This window comes from Agrobacterium sp. LR_9 (assembly GCF_041954855.1).
Taxonomy (GTDB): domain Bacteria; phylum Pseudomonadota; class Alphaproteobacteria; order Rhizobiales; family Rhizobiaceae; genus Agrobacterium; species Agrobacterium leguminum.
The window spans coordinates 237,983-254,423 of record NZ_JAVAYA010000006.1; the positions used below are offsets into that span (position 1 = coordinate 237,983).

The following is a 16,441-nucleotide window of genomic DNA, read 5'->3' on the forward strand; positions in this document are numbered from 1 at the left end:
AAAAATGGGACATTTCCTTTCTGTTAACCATAAGCGTTTGCCGGCTATTAACCGCGATCAGTTAGTGTCCGGCAACGTTATTGAAATCCTAAGGAGAGACCGGCGATGAGCCGTACACACATTTCGGCACTCAGCCCCATGCAGAAACTGGCCCGTAACCCGGCTGTCATCGCCATGACGCTCGCGCTCGCTCTCGCAGGCTGCGCGAACAAGAAGAACATGCCGAACAGCGCCGGTGAACTTGGCCTTGGTGGCGCGGGCTCCGCAACGCCGGGCTCCCAGCAGGACTTCACGGTCAATGTCGGCGACCGCATCTTCTTCGACACCGACTCGACCTCTATCCGCGCTGACGCCCAGCAGACCCTGCAGCGCCAGGCTCAGTGGCTCGCCCGTTACCCGAACTACGCCATCACCGTTGAAGGCCATGCCGACGAACGCGGCACGCGCGAATACAACCTGGCGCTTGGCGCCCGTCGTGCGGCTGCAACCCGCGACTTCCTGGCTTCCCAGGGCGTTCCGGCTAACCGCATGAAGACGATCTCCTACGGCAAGGAAAAGCCGGTCGCCGTTTGCGACGACATCTCCTGCTGGTCGCAGAACCGCCGCGCCGTGACGGTTCTCGGTGGCGCGGGCATGTGATTGCCTGACGTTATTGTGATCTTGAATGAAAGGCGGTCTTTGGGCCGCCTTTTGTTTTTTTCATAGTTTGGCCGAAGTTAAGTTGCTTTTTCGGTTGATATGGAAAAAATCCGGCTTGCGCCATTCCGGTGCAAATCAGTTAGGGCAGGACGAATGAGATGAAGAAACTTGTCGTGGCGGGAATGCTGGGGCTTGCAGCCTGCACCGGCTTGAGCGGCATCGCCGTTTCGGGTCCGCTGTTCGGTGCGGGGGGTAGCTTCGGCACGATCAACTCTCAGCAGCCCCCGGTCGTCCGGGTTCAGGCCAATGAAGCCTATCGGGTTCAGCAGCTTGAAGAACAGATCCGGCAACTCAACGGCCGTATCGAGGAAATGAGCTTCCAGCTTCTGCAGATGCAGGAAACGATCCGCAAGGCGCAGGAAGACAATGAGTTCCGCTTCCAGGAACTGGAGAGCGGTAATGCCGGCGGCAAGGGTGCAAGCCCGACCGCTGCGCCGAAAAAGAAGGCGGAAGCCAGTCCGGTCAATCCGGCCTCACCGCCGACCGACGACGTTGCAACGATCATCGAAACGCCACCCGAGGGTGGCGCTTCCGTTTCTTCGTCTGCTCCCTCCACCGCTCCGACAGGCGCACCGGGAGAGACGACGCTCGGCTCCATCGAGCTTGATTCCAAGGGAATGCCGGTTGGCGGCACGTTGAATCAAGGCGCTAATAATTCCTCTGCCAGCCTTCCGGGCGTCAGCACGGGCAATAGCCAACGCAAGACGGATCCGGTGAATACGGCGGCGCTTACCAGCGAAGGCGATATTTATCAGGCCGCTTACGGCCATGTTCTTTCCGGTGACTACAAGCTGGCGGAACAGGGGTTCCAGCAATATCTGCAGGGTTATCCCAAGGGCACGAAGGCCGCCGATGCGAGCTTCTGGCTGGGCGAAGCGCAATATTCCCAGGGCAAGTTCAATGAGGCCGCAAAGACCTTCCTGAACGGCCATCAGGCCTATGGCAAATCGCCGAAGGCGCCGGAAATGCTGATGAAGCTCGGCATGTCGCTTGCCGCTCTCGACAATACCGAAACCGCCTGCGCCACGCTGCGCGAGGTGCCGAAGCGTTATCCCAATGCTTCCAAGACTGTGCTGAGCAAGGTTGCCAGCGAACAGAAACGGCTGAGCTGCTGATTTTTCCCTGCCGTGGCGGGTATTTCCATGCCGGTTGATGCCCGCATTCTGAACGAAAAGACTGTTGCGCCGCTCGCGGCGGCAAGGTCTTTTGTCAAAAATCTCCACACACCAGCCCATATGCTCGTCGCAATCTCCGGAGGCAGTGATTCCACCGGTCTGTTGCTGGCCTTGCATGAGGCAATGGCGGAGACGGATCGGGATGGCTTGCGCCTTTCCGCTGTCACCATAGACCATGCGCTGAGAGCGGAATCCGCCGATGAGGCGCGCAAGGTGGCGATGCTCTGCGCCGAGCTAGGCATCCCCCACGTTACCCGCCGATGGGACGGCATCAAACCGGCCTCGGGCCTTTCCGAAGCCTCCCGGCTTGCCCGCTACCGCCTGATTGCCGAGGTCGCCCGCGAGACGGGCGCCGATCTTGTCGTGACGGGACATACGGTCGGCGACCAGCGCGAAACCGTGGCGATGCGCGCTGCCCGCAGCGGCGGCTCTGACAATCTCGGTCTCTCCGGCATGGCGGATGCGGTCTTATACGATGGCCGCCACTGGATCATGCGGCCGTTCCTGATGTGTGAGAGGCAGGCGATCCGTGGCTATGTGTCCTCCCGCTCGCGCGGTTGGTTTGACGATCCGAGCAATGAAAATACCCGATATGAAAGGGTGCGTGTACGGCAGGCGCTTCCCGTCTCTCCTGTCCGGATCGATGTGGAAACCTCTCTCAAAAGGCAGGCGCTTTCCGAAACAACGGCTGCTTTTCTGCGGGGGCATACACAGGTTTTCCATGCTGCGCTCGCCAGATTGGCCGGCGATGGCGTCAATCCCGATCTTCCCGAGTTCCGGCATGGGTTGGCGGCGCTGATCGCAACCCTTGGGGGGAGGGCATATTTTCCGGCCGCAAGCAGCATGGCGCGCGTTCTGCTGTTTCTCAAAACGGCTGAACTTGGGCGACTGACGGTCGGTCGCGTCCTGCTCGATCGCCGGCGGGACGGGCTTTATATGTTCCGTGAGCAGCGAAATCTGCCGGAGCTTGATATTGGCGCACATGAACAGAGACTGTGGGACAATCGTTTCCTCGTGAAGAACGGATCGGCTTTTCCAGTCCACGTCAAAGCGCGCAGGGCGAGCGATGCTGCGGAAGCGGCTTCGCTTTTTCCGTCGGTACCGGCCGGGGTGGCGAAACAGGCGATTGCGGGGCTGCCGCAAATTGCCGCAGCGGCCGATGAGCCGGGTTCGCGGGCCGAGGCCGTAACCGTCACGCCGAGGCTCGCACCTTTCGATCTGTTCCTGTCGCGTTTCGACCTTGAGTTGGCGAATGCAATCGCCAATTTATTCGGCCGCCCGGCTTACCCACAGCCCCCGGTTTAAATCCGGCCTCTTTTTCGTGAATTGCCTTGGAATAGTTTTTACACCAAAACGCATCAGATAACGCCGTTCGCCTTGGCAACGGGAGATGTCGTCCTTATGTTAGGGGCACATTATAGCGGGCAGCAAATTTGTCCGTGTGAGTTCGGGGAGTTCGATGAACCCAAATTTCAGAAATTTCGCCTTATGGGCCGTGATTGCCCTCTTGCTGATCGCATTGTTCAGCATGTTCCAGACATCGCCGACGCAAACGGGTTCTCGGGAAATTCCGTATTCCCAGTTTCTTCGCGATGTGGATTCCGGGCGAGTTCGCGACGTGACCGTCACCGGTAACCGGGTTCTCGGAACCTATACCGAAAACGGCACGGCCTTTCAGACCTATTCCCCCGTCATCGATGACAGTCTGATGGAGCGCTTGCAGAGCAAGAACGTGACCATCGTGGCGCGTCCCGAAAGCGACGGTTCCTCCGGTTTCCTGAGCTATCTCGGCACGCTTTTGCCGATGTTCCTCATTCTCGGCGTCTGGCTGTTTTTCATGCGGCAGATGCAGGGCGGCTCGCGTGGTGCGATGGGCTTTGGCAAATCCAAGGCCAAGCTGCTGACGGAAGCCCATGGCCGCGTGACGTTCGATGACGTTGCAGGCGTGGACGAAGCCAAGCAGGACCTCGAGGAAATCGTGGAATTCCTGCGTGATCCCCAGAAGTTCCAGCGCCTCGGCGGTAAAATCCCGCGCGGCGTGCTGCTGGTCGGCCCTCCGGGTACCGGTAAGACGCTTCTCGCGCGTTCCGTCGCCGGCGAAGCCAACGTGCCGTTCTTCACCATTTCCGGTTCGGATTTCGTGGAAATGTTCGTCGGCGTCGGCGCAAGCCGTGTGCGTGACATGTTCGAGCAGGCCAAGAAGAACGCGCCCTGCATCATCTTCATCGATGAAATCGACGCCGTCGGTCGCCATCGTGGCGCCGGTCTTGGCGGCGGTAACGACGAACGCGAGCAGACGCTGAACCAGCTGCTGGTCGAGATGGACGGTTTCGAGGCGAATGAAGGCATCATCCTCATCGCCGCCACCAACCGCCCCGACGTTCTCGACCCCGCACTTCTGCGTCCCGGTCGTTTCGACCGTCAGGTCGTTGTGCCGAACCCGGATATTGTCGGCCGCGAGCGCATCCTCAAGGTGCATATCCGCAACGTGCCGCTGGCGCCGAATGTCGACCTTAAGGTTCTGGCCCGTGGTACCCCCGGTTTTTCGGGTGCGGACCTGATGAACCTCGTCAACGAAGCTGCCCTCATGGCTGCCCGCCGCAACAAGCGCGTGGTCACCATGCAGGAATTCGAAGACGCCAAGGACAAGATCATGATGGGTGCGGAGCGCCGCTCTTCCGCCATGACCGAGGCCGAAAAGAAGCTGACCGCCTATCATGAAGCTGGTCATGCCATCACCGCGCTGAAGGTTGCCGTGGCCGATCCGTTGCATAAGGCGACGATCATCCCGCGTGGCCGCGCGCTCGGCATGGTCATGCAGCTGCCGGAAGGCGACCGTTACTCCATGAGCTACAAGTGGATGGTATCGCGCCTCGTCATCATGATGGGTGGCCGCGTTGCCGAAGAGCTGACCTTCGGCAAGGAAAACATCACCTCCGGCGCGTCTTCGGATATCGAGCAGGCCACCAAGCTTGCCCGCGCCATGGTCACGCAATGGGGCTTCTCCGATGCTCTTGGCCAGGTGTCCTATGGTGAAAACCAGCAGGAAGTCTTCCTCGGCCATTCCGTCTCGCAGTCGAAGAACGTCTCCGAGGCGACGGCCCAGACTATCGACACGGAAGTTCGTCGCCTGATCGACGAGGCTTACGGCGAGGCCCGCCGCATCCTGACGGAAAACCACGATGGTTTCGTTGCGATTGCCGAGGGTCTGCTTGAATACGAAACCCTGACCGGCGACGAGATCAAGGCCCTGCTGAAGGGCGAGAAGCCCGCCCGCGATCTGGGTGACGATTCTCCGGGCAGCCGTGGTTCGGCAGTGCCGAAGGCAGGCACCAAGAAGGATGGCCCCAGTGAAGTGAAGGGTGACGGCGAAGCAAAGGGCGACGGCGAGGCCGAAGGCGGCATGGAGCCGCAGCCGCATTGATCGTTCGCGCAAGCTAAAAATTGTAAAAGGCCATCCGGGTTTCCGGGTGGCCTTTTCATTTTGGTAACAAGATATAAGCCATTTTTGCGCTAATTTACGTGCTGTTTATCGTGGTTTGTGGCATCTAGCCAAAAACGCTTCCGGCTGTTTCAGCTTTTGCCGGAATGCTGGAAAAGATTTGGAGTTCAAATGGCACGCCGTTATTTCGGAACCGATGGTATCCGCGGACAATCGAACGTCTTTCCCATGACGCCTGATCTGGCGATGCGGGTGGGCATTGCCGTCGGGACGATTTTCCGCCGTGGCCATCATCGCCATCGCGTCGTCATCGGCAAGGATACGCGTCTTTCCGGTTATATGCTGGAAAACGCTCTGGTTGCCGGCTTCACCGCAGCCGGCCTTGATGTATTCCTCCTTGGCCCCATCCCGACGCCGGCCGTCGCCATGCTGACCCGCTCGCTGCGCGCCGATATCGGCGTCATGATCTCGGCCTCTCACAACCCATTTTCCGATAACGGCATCAAGCTTTTCGGACCGGATGGTTACAAGCTTTCCGATGAGCTGGAACTGGAGATTGAAGACCTTCTCGACAAGGATATCTATGCGCAGCTGGCCAAGCCGAGCGAGATTGGTCGCGCCAAGCGTGTGGATGGCGACATCTATCGTTATATCGAATTCGTCAAGCGTACCCTGCCGCGTGATGTGACCCTGAGCGGACTGCGGATCGCCATCGACTGCGCCAATGGCGCGGCCTACAAGGTGGCGCCCGCTGCGCTCTGGGAACTCGGCGCGGAAGTCGTCACCATCGGCAATGAGCCGAACGGCATCAATATCAATCTGGAATGCGGCTCCACCCACCCGGAAGCGCTGCAGAAGAAGGTGCATGAAGTACGGGCCGATATCGGCATCGCGCTCGATGGCGATGCGGATCGCGTCATCATCGTTGATGAGCGCGGCGAGATCGTCGATGGCGACCAGCTGATGGCCGTCATCGCCGATAGCTGGGCTGCCGACAACACGCTGCGCGGTGGCGGTATCGTGGCGACCGTCATGTCGAATCTCGGGCTGGAACGCTTCCTGGGCGACAAGGGCCTCACCCTCGCCCGTACCAAGGTGGGCGACCGTTATGTCGTCGAACACATGCGTAACCACAATTTCAACGTCGGCGGCGAGCAGTCCGGCCATATCGTGCTGTCGGACTACGGTACGACGGGCGATGGTCTTGTCGCGGCCTTGCAGGTTCTCGCCAAGGTCAAGCGCTCCGGCCTCACGGTCAGCGAAGTCTGCCGCAAGTTCGAGCCGGTGCCGCAGCTTTTGAAGAATGTCCGTATCTCCGGCGGCAAGCCGCTGGAAAACCCTGTTGTGCAGCAGGCAATTGCGGATGCGGAAAGCGCATTGGCCAATAATGGCCGCCTCGTTATTCGCCCCTCCGGTACGGAGCCGCTGATCCGCGTCATGGCGGAAGGCGACGACAGTGCGAAGGTGGAGCAGATCGTCAATGATCTCGTCGGCGTCATCGCCAATGCCCGCTCGGCGGCGTGAGCCTTCGAGACAGTAACGCCCAAAAAGCCGGCTCTGCAGCCGGCTTTTTCTTTGAGTATTTCCTAATAAATATAGTGAATGATCGTGGTTAATCGGGACTTAACCATTTTACGTCAATCTCCATGACTGAACAGTTCACTGGCATCTGCTGCCGAAACCGCACGTGCCTCTTCTGGAGTGGAAGTCATGAAAAACGCCCTGGCCGGATTTCTGGCCGTCCTGCTGACCGGTACCAGCGCTATCGCTGCCGATCTTTATCAAGCCGAGCCCGCACCGGCCTATGTCGATGCACCCGAGGTTACTGTTACCCAGGCGAGCGGCTGGTATCTGCGCGGCGACGTCGGTTATTCCTTCAACAAGCTACGCGGTGCTCACTATTATCAGGGTGGTCCGGGTGGTTATCTCGCGGATTTCGATACCGCGACGATCAAGGACAGCTATGTCATCGGCGCCGGCGTCGGTTATCAGTTCAACAACTATTTCCGCAGTGACGTGACCTTCGACTATATGGGTAAGTCGGATTTCCGCGGTTCCACGAGCGGCGGTTGCGGTGTTTCGCCCTCAGGTGGATGCGTCTCTACCGATCTTAGTTCGCTCAGAGCCTATACGCTCATGGCGAACGCCTATGTCGATCTTGGCACCTATGGCCGCGTCACGCCGTATGTCGGCGGTGGTATCGGCGGCTCCTATGTCAAATGGGACAAGCTGCGCAATACCTCGTGCAGCACCAATGGTCTCGGTTGCGACCCGACCACCGAACATGGCGGCAAGGGCAAGTGGCGTTTCGCTTACGCCCTGATGGCTGGTGCCTCCATCGATGTCACCTGTAACCTGAAGGCCGACATCGGCTACCGTTTCCGCCATATCAACAAGGGCGATATGTTCGGGTACGAAAACAATGGCGGTCCGGGCCGTGACAAGGGCCTTTATTCGCATGAAGTGCGCGTCGGCGGCCGTTATGTCTTCAATGGCTGCGATACCGCACAATACATGCCGCCCGCCGATATTCCTCTGCAGCCTGCCGTTTATAAATAAACGTCACGCCCAGCTGGTAGTTTCAGACCGTCCGCATCCTCCGGGTGCGGGCGGTTTTGTTTTACCGGCATCTGACACGGGGCATGACGCATATGGACCAAAATTCTTCTGCGTAGCGACATATTCCGCTTGACTGGGATCGGCCAGAGGAATAGCAACGGCGTCAGGACACTCCACCCTAACGTGGAGCGCCTATCTGGAAGGGTAGTCAAATGACAGATATCGTGAAGCCGGACGTCCGTCCGGGCAATACGCATTTTTCCTCTGGTCCCTGCTCGAAGCGTCCCGGTTGGTCGCTAGATGCTCTCTCTGATGCGCCGCTCGGTCGCTCGCATCGCGCCAAGGTTGGCAAAGCCAAGCTGAAGCAGGCCATCGATCTCACCCGTGAAGTTTTGAACGTTCCTGCCGATTATCGCATCGGTATCGTTCCCGCATCCGACACCGGCGCCGTTGAAATGGCGCTCTGGTCGCTGCTCGGTGAACGCGGCGTCGATATGCTCGCCTGGGAAAGCTTCGGCGCAGGCTGGGTCACCGACGTCGTCAAGCAGCTGAAGCTGAAGGACGTCCGCAAATTCGAGGCCGATTATGGCCTGCTGCCGAACCTTGCCGAAGTCGATTTCGACCGCGATGTGGTTTTCACCTGGAACGGCACCACCTCCGGCGTTCGCGTTCCCAATGCCGATTTCATCCCGGCTGACCGCAAGGGTCTGACCATCTGCGACGCCACTTCGGCGGCCTTCGCACAGGACATGGATTTTACGAAACTCGACGTCGTCACCTTCTCCTGGCAGAAGGTTCTGGGCGGTGAGGGCGGCCATGGCGTCATCATTCTTTCGCCCCGGGCTGTCGAGCGTCTCTTGAGCTACGCGCCGGCATGGCCTCTGCCGAAAATCTTCCGCATGGTTTCCGGCGGCAAGCTGATCGAAGGCATCTTCACCGGCGAAACCATCAACACGCCGTCCATGCTCTGCGTTGAAGACTATATCGATGCGCTGCTGTGGGCGAAGAACCTCGGCGGCCTCAAGGCGCTGATCGGCCGTGCCGATGCCAATGCCAAGGTCATTTACGACTTCATCGAGAAGAATAACTGGATCGCCAACCTGGCCGTCAAGCCGGAAACCCGCTCCAACACCTCCGTTTGCCTGAAGATCGTTGATCCCGAGGTACAGGCGCTGGATGCCGCCGCACAGGCCGATTTCGCCAAGGGCGTTGTCGCCCTGCTCGAAAAGGAAAATGTCGCCCTCGATATCGGCGCTTACCGTGACGCCCCGTCCGGCCTGCGCATATGGGCCGGCGCCACCATCGAGACGGCGGATATGGAAGCCGTCATGCCCTGGCTCGCCTGGGCCTACCAGACGCAGAAGGCAGCCCTTTCCAAGGCTGCCGCCTGATTTTTGTACCGGCCCTGCGCTGATGCAGGGCCGCACATTCCCCGCTTTCAAAACTGCACCGCTTTTCAAGGAGCCCGTGAACCATGGCACCTCGCGTACTCGTATCCGACGAACTGTCGGAAACCGCCGTCCAGATCTTCCGCGATCGTGGCGTCGAAGTCGATTTCCAGCCGAAGCTCGGCAAGGACAAGGACAAGCTTGCCGAAATCATCGGCAACTACGATGGTCTCGCCATCCGCTCCGCCACCAAGGCAACCGAAAAGCTGATCGAGGCTGCGACCAACCTCAAGGTCATCGGCCGCGCCGGCATCGGCGTCGACAATGTCGATATTCCGGCCGCCTCGCGCCGCGGTATCATCGTCATGAACACGCCTTTCGGCAACTCCATCACAACGGCAGAACATGCGATTGCGCTGATGTTCGCAGTTGCCCGCCAGCTTCCGGCAGCCGACAGCTCCACGCAGGCCGGCAAGTGGGAAAAGTCGAAATTCATGGGTGTCGAAATTACCGGCAAGACGCTCGGCGTAATCGGCGCCGGCAACATCGGCTCCATCGTCTGCTCGCGTGCACTCGGCCTCAAGATGCATGTTCTGGCCTATGACCCCTTCCTGTCTCCGGAACGCGCGCAGGAAATGGGCGTCACCAAGGTTGAGCTGGAAGAGCTTCTGGCCCAGGCCGATTTCATCACCCTGCATGTGCCGATGACCGACAAGACACGCGGCATCCTCAATGCCGAAAACCTCGCCAAGACCAAGAAGGGCGTTCGTATCGTCAACTGCGCCCGTGGCGGTCTGGTGGATGAAGCGGCACTTGCCGATGCCATCAAGTCCGGCCATGTCGCCGGCGCCGGTTTCGACGTGTTCGAAGTCGAGCCAGCCACCGAGAGCCCGCTTTTCGGCCTGCCGAACGTCGTCTGCACGCCGCATCTTGGCGCTTCGACCACGGAAGCGCAGGAAAACGTTGCCCTTCAGGTTGCCGAGCAGATGTCGGATTACCTCGTCAAGGGTGCGGTTTCCAACGCCATCAACATGCCGTCCATCACGGCTGAGGAAGCACCCCGCCTGAAGCCCTTCATCCGTCTGGCGGATGTTCTCGGCTCTTTCGTCGGTCAGGTGCAGGAAAGCGCCACCAAGGAAATCGAAATCCTTTATGACGGCGCAACCGCCAGCATGAACACGAAGGCATTGACCAGTGCATTGCTGGCCGGCCTGATCCGCAGCCAGGTTGCGGACGTGAACATGGTTTCGGCCCCGGTCATGATCAAGGAAAAGGGCATCATCCTCTCCGAGGTCAAGCGCGACAAGACCGGCGTTTACGACGGCTACATCAAGCTGACGGTCAAGACGGAAAACCAGATCCGCTCGGTTGCCGGCACGGTGTTCTCGGATGGCAAGCCGCGCTTCATCCAGATCAAGAACATCAACATGGATGCCGATGTCGGATCGCACATGATCTACATCACCAACACCGACGTTCCCGGCATGATCGGCTTCATGGGCACCACGCTCGGCGAGGCTGGCGTTAACATCGCCAACTTCCAGCTCGGCCGTGAAAAGGAAGGCGGCGACGCCATCGCGCTGCTGTATGTCGACGGCCCGGTTTCCGAAACCGTGCTGGACAAGCTGCGCGCCAACCCGGCAATCCGCCAGGTCAAGCCGCTGACCTTCAACGTCGACTGATCTTATCGTTCCTCCCAAGGGGACAATAAGGCCCGGCGCAGGGGAAACCCTGTGCCGGGTTTTTCGTTTTTCCAGTGTCTGTTTCGTCGCAAAATACGGGCGACTATCGCATTGGTTGCATATCACAAAAAATTTAAGCCGAGTGGTCTAAAAATGATGATCATGAGTTGCTATATCGCCTGCTGACATGCCGCTCATGGGAGGGCGGCCAACAGGAGATAACGATGTTTGCTGCCTTTCGGCGCTTCAAGGGTTTGTTCGCAGTCGCCGCGCTTGGTATCGCGGTGTCTTTCGTGGCGGTTGATATGGCAGAAGCGCGTCGCGCCAGCGGCGGTTTCGGCAGCCGCGGCACGCGGACCTATTCCGCTCCGCCTTCGACCAGCACTGCACCCGGCCAGACCGCGCCTATCAACCGCAGCATGACGCCCAACACTAATCAGGCAGCGCCGAGTGCTGCTCAGCCGGCCCGTCCGGGCGCGCAGGCGCCGCAGCAGAATCGCGGCCTGTTCGGCGGCATGATGGGTGGTTTGATGGGCGGCCTGTTGATGGGCGGTCTGTTCGGCATGCTGATGGGCGGCGGTTTTGGCGGTATGGCCGGTTTCTTCGGCATGCTGATGCAGGTACTGCTTATCGGTGGTCTGGTGATGCTCGCCATGCGTTTCTTCGCCTCGCGCCGCAAGGGCCAGCCCGCTTATGGCTCGGCCGGCGGGTCGCAGCGCACGGATCATTCCGGTTCCTCCTATAATGGCGGTTCGCAGGCGGGTTCTGCCGCTTCCTCGTTCAAGATTCCGAAGATCGGCGCGCTGGCCGGCGCTGCGGGCGGTGTGGCCGCCACTGCCGCAACGGCAAAGCCTGCGCCTCATGCCAACGCCATGTCGGAAGGCGATGAAATCGGCATCACCCAGGGCGATCTCGAAACTTTCCAGAAAATGCTGGAAGACGTGCAGGCCGCCTATGCCGCCGAGGATTACGGCACATTGCGCAAGCTGACGACGCCGGAAGCCATGTCTTACCTCGCAGAAGAACTGAGCGACAACGCCACCAGCGGCGTGAAAAACGACGTGCGCGATGTGACGCTGCTACAGGGCGATGTTGCCGAAGCATGGCACGAAGAGGGCCAGGACTATGCAACGGTGGCGATGCGCTACTCCGCCATTGACGTGATGCGCGACCGCACCTCCGGCAAGGTGATCGAAGGCGACGAGCACCAGCCTTCTGAAGCGGTGGAAATGTGGACCTTCGTTCGCCGCCCCGGAAACGACAACTGGCAGGTGGCCGCTATTCAGGCCGCTGCCTGACGAATCGGAGCGTGTTTAACGGATAAAGGCCCGGCGGTTTGGCGACCGCCGGGCCTTTGTTCGTCTCGCTTCCAGAGGGCATGGTCACGCCGAGGCTCGCTCCGCAAAAGGGGCGGAAAGATGCGGTCAAAAAAACGACTGATAAATCTAACGGGTGATATCTCCACCGCTCATCGGCGGTGAATTCCGTTTCGCCCTGCTATGCAACGCTTTGAGCGCTGCCTGTCGCGGCATGTTGCCCGCGCATGGCTCATCCGCTTCACGGAATTGCCTTTTTTTATTCATCCGGCGTTCAGTCCCTGCATCCTAACCAGAATGCATACACGTCAATGTGACTTTTTGTGCCGGTTCTAAACCGCTTTGGAAAGGGAACCTCAGGCGCAAAACAGCGTTGACAATCCAATCCCCGGCCCCTCCCAAGCCGGGCTGGGTGGCTGGGCAATGCAGGCCCTGCGAGAACGGAGAGCTATCGAGATGAAACGCTTTGACCTGATCGACGGGATGCGTGGTTACTTCCTCGTCTTCATGCTGATCAACCATCTGGTGTTTGCCGGCGGCTTCTGGCTGGTGGAAATCAATCACCGGCAGTTTGCCTTTGTCGAGGACGCGCAGGGCTTCGTGTTCCTGTCCGGCCTGCTGATCGGGATGGTCTATGCGCGCAAGATGATGAAATACGGCTATGATGCCGGTAAACAGATGATCTGGAACCGGGCGCTGGAGCTTTATCGTTACGCGATGGGTCTCGTCATCGCCGTGCTGTTCTTCCGCATGGTCATCCCGCATGCACCCTATATCTGGTACAACTGGCTCGGCATGACGTCGTTCGATGATCCGTTGCGACTGGCGGCGATCGCGACATTCCTGTTCCAGCCGACCTTCATGGATATTCTGCCGCAATATATCGTCTACATGATCTTTGCGCCGGTGCTGGTGAAGCTCTGCCTGGATGGCAAGTGGGCCTATGTCATGGCCGGCTCCCTGCTGGTCTGGATGGCCGGTCAGCTCGGCCTGCAGCAGATCGTGACGACCCCGCTCAACGAACTCGTGAAGGGTGCGGACGAGCAGGGCATTCGCGTCAGCTTCAACCTGCTCGGCTGGCAGCTCGTATTCTATTCAGCGCTGGTGATGGGCGCGATGACGGCGCAGAACCGCATTCCGTGGAAGGCGATCTTCTCGCCTGAGCATACGTGGCTGCCGAAAGCGGCGCTCGTCATCTGCCTGTTCTTCATGCCGCTGCGCATCGCCACAGCCTGGGGCCTGATGCCGGAATTCATGATGGGCAAATTCTCCACCATGGAAATCCGCGCCGATTTCGGTCCGGTCTATCTCATCAACTTCCTCGCCGTCGGCGTCGGCCTGACCTGGCTGGTGATCGCAGGTCCGAAGCATCATCGTCCGCTCGTGCGCTCCATCGCCGAGGGCGTCATCTGGGTGCTGTCGCTGAAGTTCCTGCAATTGCTCGGCCGCCATTCGCTTCAGGTCTATGTCTGGCACGTGGCCATCGTCTATGGTGTCTATTATCTCGATGGCCGCACAGCGGAACTGTCGCAGCTCAACAAGACCCTGATCGCCTTCACGGCTATCGGATTGCTGGCCCTGCCAGCCCTGTGGCGGGAGCGCGACAAGTGGTTCGGCAGCAGCGGCCAGAAGACGGCCGGCGCCTGAGGGCCGGTCCCAGCCCGAATCTGACGGCTTTGCGGGGCGGTTTTCCGCCCCGTACTTGCGTGCGCGGCCATTCCTTTCTATATGCAGCCCTTAAATCCGCAGGATGACGAGACAGGACGGCCCGATTGACGGCCAGGTTTCTCGCGGCGGATGACCGACAGGCGGCGGGGCCTTTACCCCCGTTATGACTGACGATGGGAAAAAACGTGAATACGCTCGATTTTGACAAGAGGCCGGAAGATACCCGGATCGTTGTCGCCATGTCCGGTGGCGTCGATTCTTCGGTGGTGGCCGGTATCCTCAAGCGCGAGGGCTATGATGTCCTCGGCATTACCCTCCAGCTTTATGACCACGGAGCTGCCGTGCACCGCGCCGGCTCCTGTTGCGCGGGGCAGGATATAGACGATGCGCGCCGGGTCTGCGAAACGCTCGGCATTCCCCATTATGTGCTGGATTACGAAGCGCGGTTCCGCGAAACCGTCATCAACCCCTTTGCCGAAGCCTATGCGATGGGTGAAACGCCGATCCCCTGCGTGGCCTGCAACCAGACGGTAAAATTCGCCGATCTGCTCGCCACCGCGCAGGAACTGGGCGCCGATGCGCTGGCGACCGGTCATTATATTCGTTCGCGTCCCAATCCCGTTTCCGGTCAGCCGGGGCGGCGTGCGCTTTATCGGCCGATCGATAGCGACCGTGACCAGAGCTGGTTCCTGTTCGCCACGACGCAGGAGCAGATCGATTATCTGCGCTTTCCGCTCGGTGGCCTCTCCAAGGCCGAGACGCGCGCTCTGGCGGAAGATATGGGGCTGGTCGTCGCCAAGAAGGCTGACAGCCAGGACATCTGTTTCGTGCCGCAGGGCAAATATACCGATATCATCAACAAGCTGAAGCCGAATGCAGCATTGGCGGGCGATATCGTCCATCTCGACGGGCGTGTGCTCGGCCGCCACGATGGTATCGTGCATTACACGATCGGCCAACGCCGCGGCATTGGTGTCGCGACGGGGGAGCCGCTTTATGTCGTGCATCTCGATGCACGCGGCCGCCGGGTCATCGTTGGCCCGCGCGAAGCGCTGGAAACTCGCCGGGTCTATCTGCGTGACATGAACTGGCTGGGTGACGGCGAGCTGACGAGCGATGCCGGGCAGGGCTTTGCCTGTTTCGCCAAGGTGCGCTCCACCCGCCCGCCGACGGAGGCGATGCTGCATGCGGACGAAAACGGTATCTATGTGGACCTGATGACCGGAGAGGCCGGTGTCGCTCCCGGTCAGGCCTGCGTGCTTTATTCCGCACCGGGGGCCGATGCCCGCGTTTACGGCGGCGGTTTCATCGAACGGTCGGAACGCTCGGCGGAAGCCGAGGCGTCGCTGAAGGCGCTTCTGGAAAAGCCGGTTGCCGCCTGAAACCATTCGCTTTTTGCAGCGATGCGGAAAGCGAATTTTTTGCGCATCTTGCGCTTGACACTTTGGGGAGCGGCACCTTATAAGCCGCTCATCCTGATGGAACGGCCGGTCACATGACTGTCACGTTTCCCCTGTGGCGGGGTAGCTCAGGTGGTTAGAGCAGCGGAATCATAATCCGCGTGTCGGGGGTTCAAGTCCCTCTCCCGCTACCACTTTCCTTCATGCGAAAAATCCAAACCGAACGATTATGCGCCCATGTTTCATTGATTTTCCGAGCCGGAGAAACAATGGATCCGATGGTGCCTGCCGGTAAGTTATGCCCAAAAAAAGGGAAACCCGCTTACTGCCAAAACGCAGCCAGCGGGCCTCAACCTTTACCCCCTCCCACAAGGGCGGCTGCACAAAAGCACATTGAATGAATTATGGCAAGATCAAGGCGACCATATTGTTGCGGTTGATGGCCCGGTTCGCCAGTTTAGTGGCGGATGGCAGAGCGTGACCTGTTCCGTGTGCCGTTCGTAAGGGGAGCGATAGGACACGATATTTTCGGTGCAGCGCATTTCCGCGGAATTGGAATAGGTATTTTCGATCCGCTGCGGTCGATAATGTGCTTTGTGCGGTGAAACCCGTTCCTCACGATAAACCGTCATATCGGCGGCAGGCGATATGCCGGGTATCGACAAGGTCGCGACTGCGGCAATCAAGAGAATTCTTCCAGGATGTGCGGACATGGCTCTTCCCCACGTTGAACAACGCAGGAGAACGTGCTGTGCACATAAGCTGTTCCAGCGACACCGGCAAAAAAATGCCCGCTCATGGCGGGCAATCAGAGGGGAACTGAGGTTAGGAGCCTCGGGTCTGAAACGGACATCTTCGTCATAAGTTCCACTTGCGGAATAATTTCCGTCGCACCTTGCCGACAAGGGCTGCGCAGGCCGAGTTTCAAGCCGCACGACACGGAACGATGCGACACGCGCGAACGACGATACTTTGATGATGATTCTATCTTTAGGGAAGTTTGGAGCGGGCGAAGGGATTTGAACCCTCGACCCCAACCTTGGCAAGGTTGTGCTCTACCCCTGAGCTACACCCGCTCAAATCCACCGGTCCGGGGTAGTTCGCTGAACCGT

11 protein-coding genes and 2 tRNA genes are annotated in these 16,441 nt (G+C 59.5%); 12 read left to right on the plus strand and 1 reads right to left on the minus strand.

The features are described from left to right. Nucleotides 1-105: 105 nt before the first annotated feature. The 12 genes from pal to RAC79_RS10310 all read left to right on the plus strand — a co-directional run bounded on the left by pal (nt 106) and on the right by RAC79_RS10310 (nt 15,523). Nucleotides 106-639 (plus strand): peptidoglycan-associated lipoprotein Pal, encoded by a 534-nt coding sequence (gene pal, locus RAC79_RS10255; RefSeq protein WP_003506243.1) that lies wholly within the window; start codon nt 106-108, stop codon nt 637-639. A gap of 158 nt (nt 640-797) precedes the next feature. Continuing rightward, nucleotides 798-1,814, plus strand: a complete 1,017-nt coding sequence (gene ybgF / locus RAC79_RS10260; RefSeq protein WP_161987909.1) for a tol-pal system protein YbgF — start codon at nt 798-800, stop codon at nt 1,812-1,814. Nucleotides 1,815-1,841: 27 nt separating this feature from the next. Further along, on the plus strand, nt 1,842-3,179 hold the full coding sequence (gene tilS / locus RAC79_RS10265; RefSeq protein ID WP_174040044.1) for a tRNA lysidine(34) synthetase TilS: 1,338 nt from the start codon (nt 1,842-1,844) through the stop codon (nt 3,177-3,179). A 154-nt stretch (nt 3,180-3,333) separates the two neighbouring features. Continuing rightward, on the plus strand, nt 3,334-5,298 hold the full coding sequence (gene ftsH, locus RAC79_RS10270) for an ATP-dependent zinc metalloprotease FtsH (protein WP_080819500.1): 1,965 nt from the start codon (nt 3,334-3,336) through the stop codon (nt 5,296-5,298). Between the two features lie 189 nt (nt 5,299-5,487). Further along, nucleotides 5,488-6,840: a phosphoglucosamine mutase gene (gene glmM / locus RAC79_RS10275; protein ID WP_003523248.1), complete on the plus strand. Its 1,353-nt coding sequence runs from the start codon at nt 5,488-5,490 to the stop codon at nt 6,838-6,840. Nucleotides 6,841-7,026: 186 nt separating this feature from the next. Beyond that, nucleotides 7,027-7,875, plus strand: a complete 849-nt coding sequence (locus tag RAC79_RS10280; protein WP_065656474.1) for an outer membrane protein — start codon at nt 7,027-7,029, stop codon at nt 7,873-7,875. 212 nt (nt 7,876-8,087) lie between these two features. Continuing rightward, nucleotides 8,088-9,266 (plus strand): phosphoserine transaminase, encoded by a 1,179-nt coding sequence (locus RAC79_RS10285; protein WP_174040043.1) that lies wholly within the window; start codon nt 8,088-8,090, stop codon nt 9,264-9,266. 83 nt (nt 9,267-9,349) lie between these two features. Continuing rightward, nucleotides 9,350-10,945 (plus strand): phosphoglycerate dehydrogenase, encoded by a 1,596-nt coding sequence (serA, locus tag RAC79_RS10290; protein ID WP_174040042.1) that lies wholly within the window; start codon nt 9,350-9,352, stop codon nt 10,943-10,945. 224 nt (nt 10,946-11,169) lie between these two features. Next, entirely contained in the window at nt 11,170-12,243 is a 1,074-nt protein-coding gene (locus RAC79_RS10295; RefSeq protein ID WP_125144934.1) for a Tim44 domain-containing protein, read from the plus strand. Between the two features lie 474 nt (nt 12,244-12,717). Continuing rightward, nucleotides 12,718-13,908, plus strand: a complete 1,191-nt coding sequence (locus RAC79_RS10300; protein ID WP_080854269.1) for an OpgC family protein — start codon at nt 12,718-12,720, stop codon at nt 13,906-13,908. A 206-nt stretch (nt 13,909-14,114) separates the two neighbouring features. Continuing rightward, nucleotides 14,115-15,311 (plus strand): tRNA 2-thiouridine(34) synthase MnmA, encoded by a 1,197-nt coding sequence (mnmA, locus tag RAC79_RS10305; RefSeq protein WP_035239631.1) that lies wholly within the window; start codon nt 14,115-14,117, stop codon nt 15,309-15,311. Nucleotides 15,312-15,446: 135 nt separating this feature from the next. Beyond that, a tRNA-Met gene (locus tag RAC79_RS10310) sits at nt 15,447-15,523 on the plus strand. A gap of 807 nt (nt 15,524-16,330) precedes the next feature. Here RAC79_RS10310 and RAC79_RS10315 read toward each other — a convergent pair. Continuing rightward, nucleotides 16,331-16,405, minus strand: a tRNA-Gly gene (locus tag RAC79_RS10315). Between the last annotated feature and the right edge of the window lie 36 nt (nt 16,406-16,441).

Bases quoted from the DNA above. Each gene is read 5' to 3' on its own strand.
- pal (WP_003506243.1), top strand. From the start codon at position 106: ATGAGCCGTACACACATTTCGGCACTCAGCCCCATGCAGAAACTGGCC.
- ybgF (WP_161987909.1), top strand. From the start codon at position 798: ATGAAGAAACTTGTCGTGGCGGGAATGCTGGGGCTTGCAGCCTGCACC.
- tilS (WP_174040044.1), top strand. From the start codon at position 1,842: ATGCCGGTTGATGCCCGCATTCTGAACGAAAAGACTGTTGCGCCGCTC.
- ftsH (WP_080819500.1), top strand. From the start codon at position 3,334: ATGAACCCAAATTTCAGAAATTTCGCCTTATGGGCCGTGATTGCCCTC.
- glmM (WP_003523248.1), top strand. From the start codon at position 5,488: ATGGCACGCCGTTATTTCGGAACCGATGGTATCCGCGGACAATCGAAC.
- RAC79_RS10280 (WP_065656474.1), top strand. From the start codon at position 7,027: ATGAAAAACGCCCTGGCCGGATTTCTGGCCGTCCTGCTGACCGGTACC.
- RAC79_RS10285 (WP_174040043.1), top strand. From the start codon at position 8,088: ATGACAGATATCGTGAAGCCGGACGTCCGTCCGGGCAATACGCATTTT.
- serA (WP_174040042.1), top strand. From the start codon at position 9,350: ATGGCACCTCGCGTACTCGTATCCGACGAACTGTCGGAAACCGCCGTC.
- RAC79_RS10295 (WP_125144934.1), top strand. From the start codon at position 11,170: ATGTTTGCTGCCTTTCGGCGCTTCAAGGGTTTGTTCGCAGTCGCCGCG.
- RAC79_RS10300 (WP_080854269.1), top strand. From the start codon at position 12,718: ATGAAACGCTTTGACCTGATCGACGGGATGCGTGGTTACTTCCTCGTC.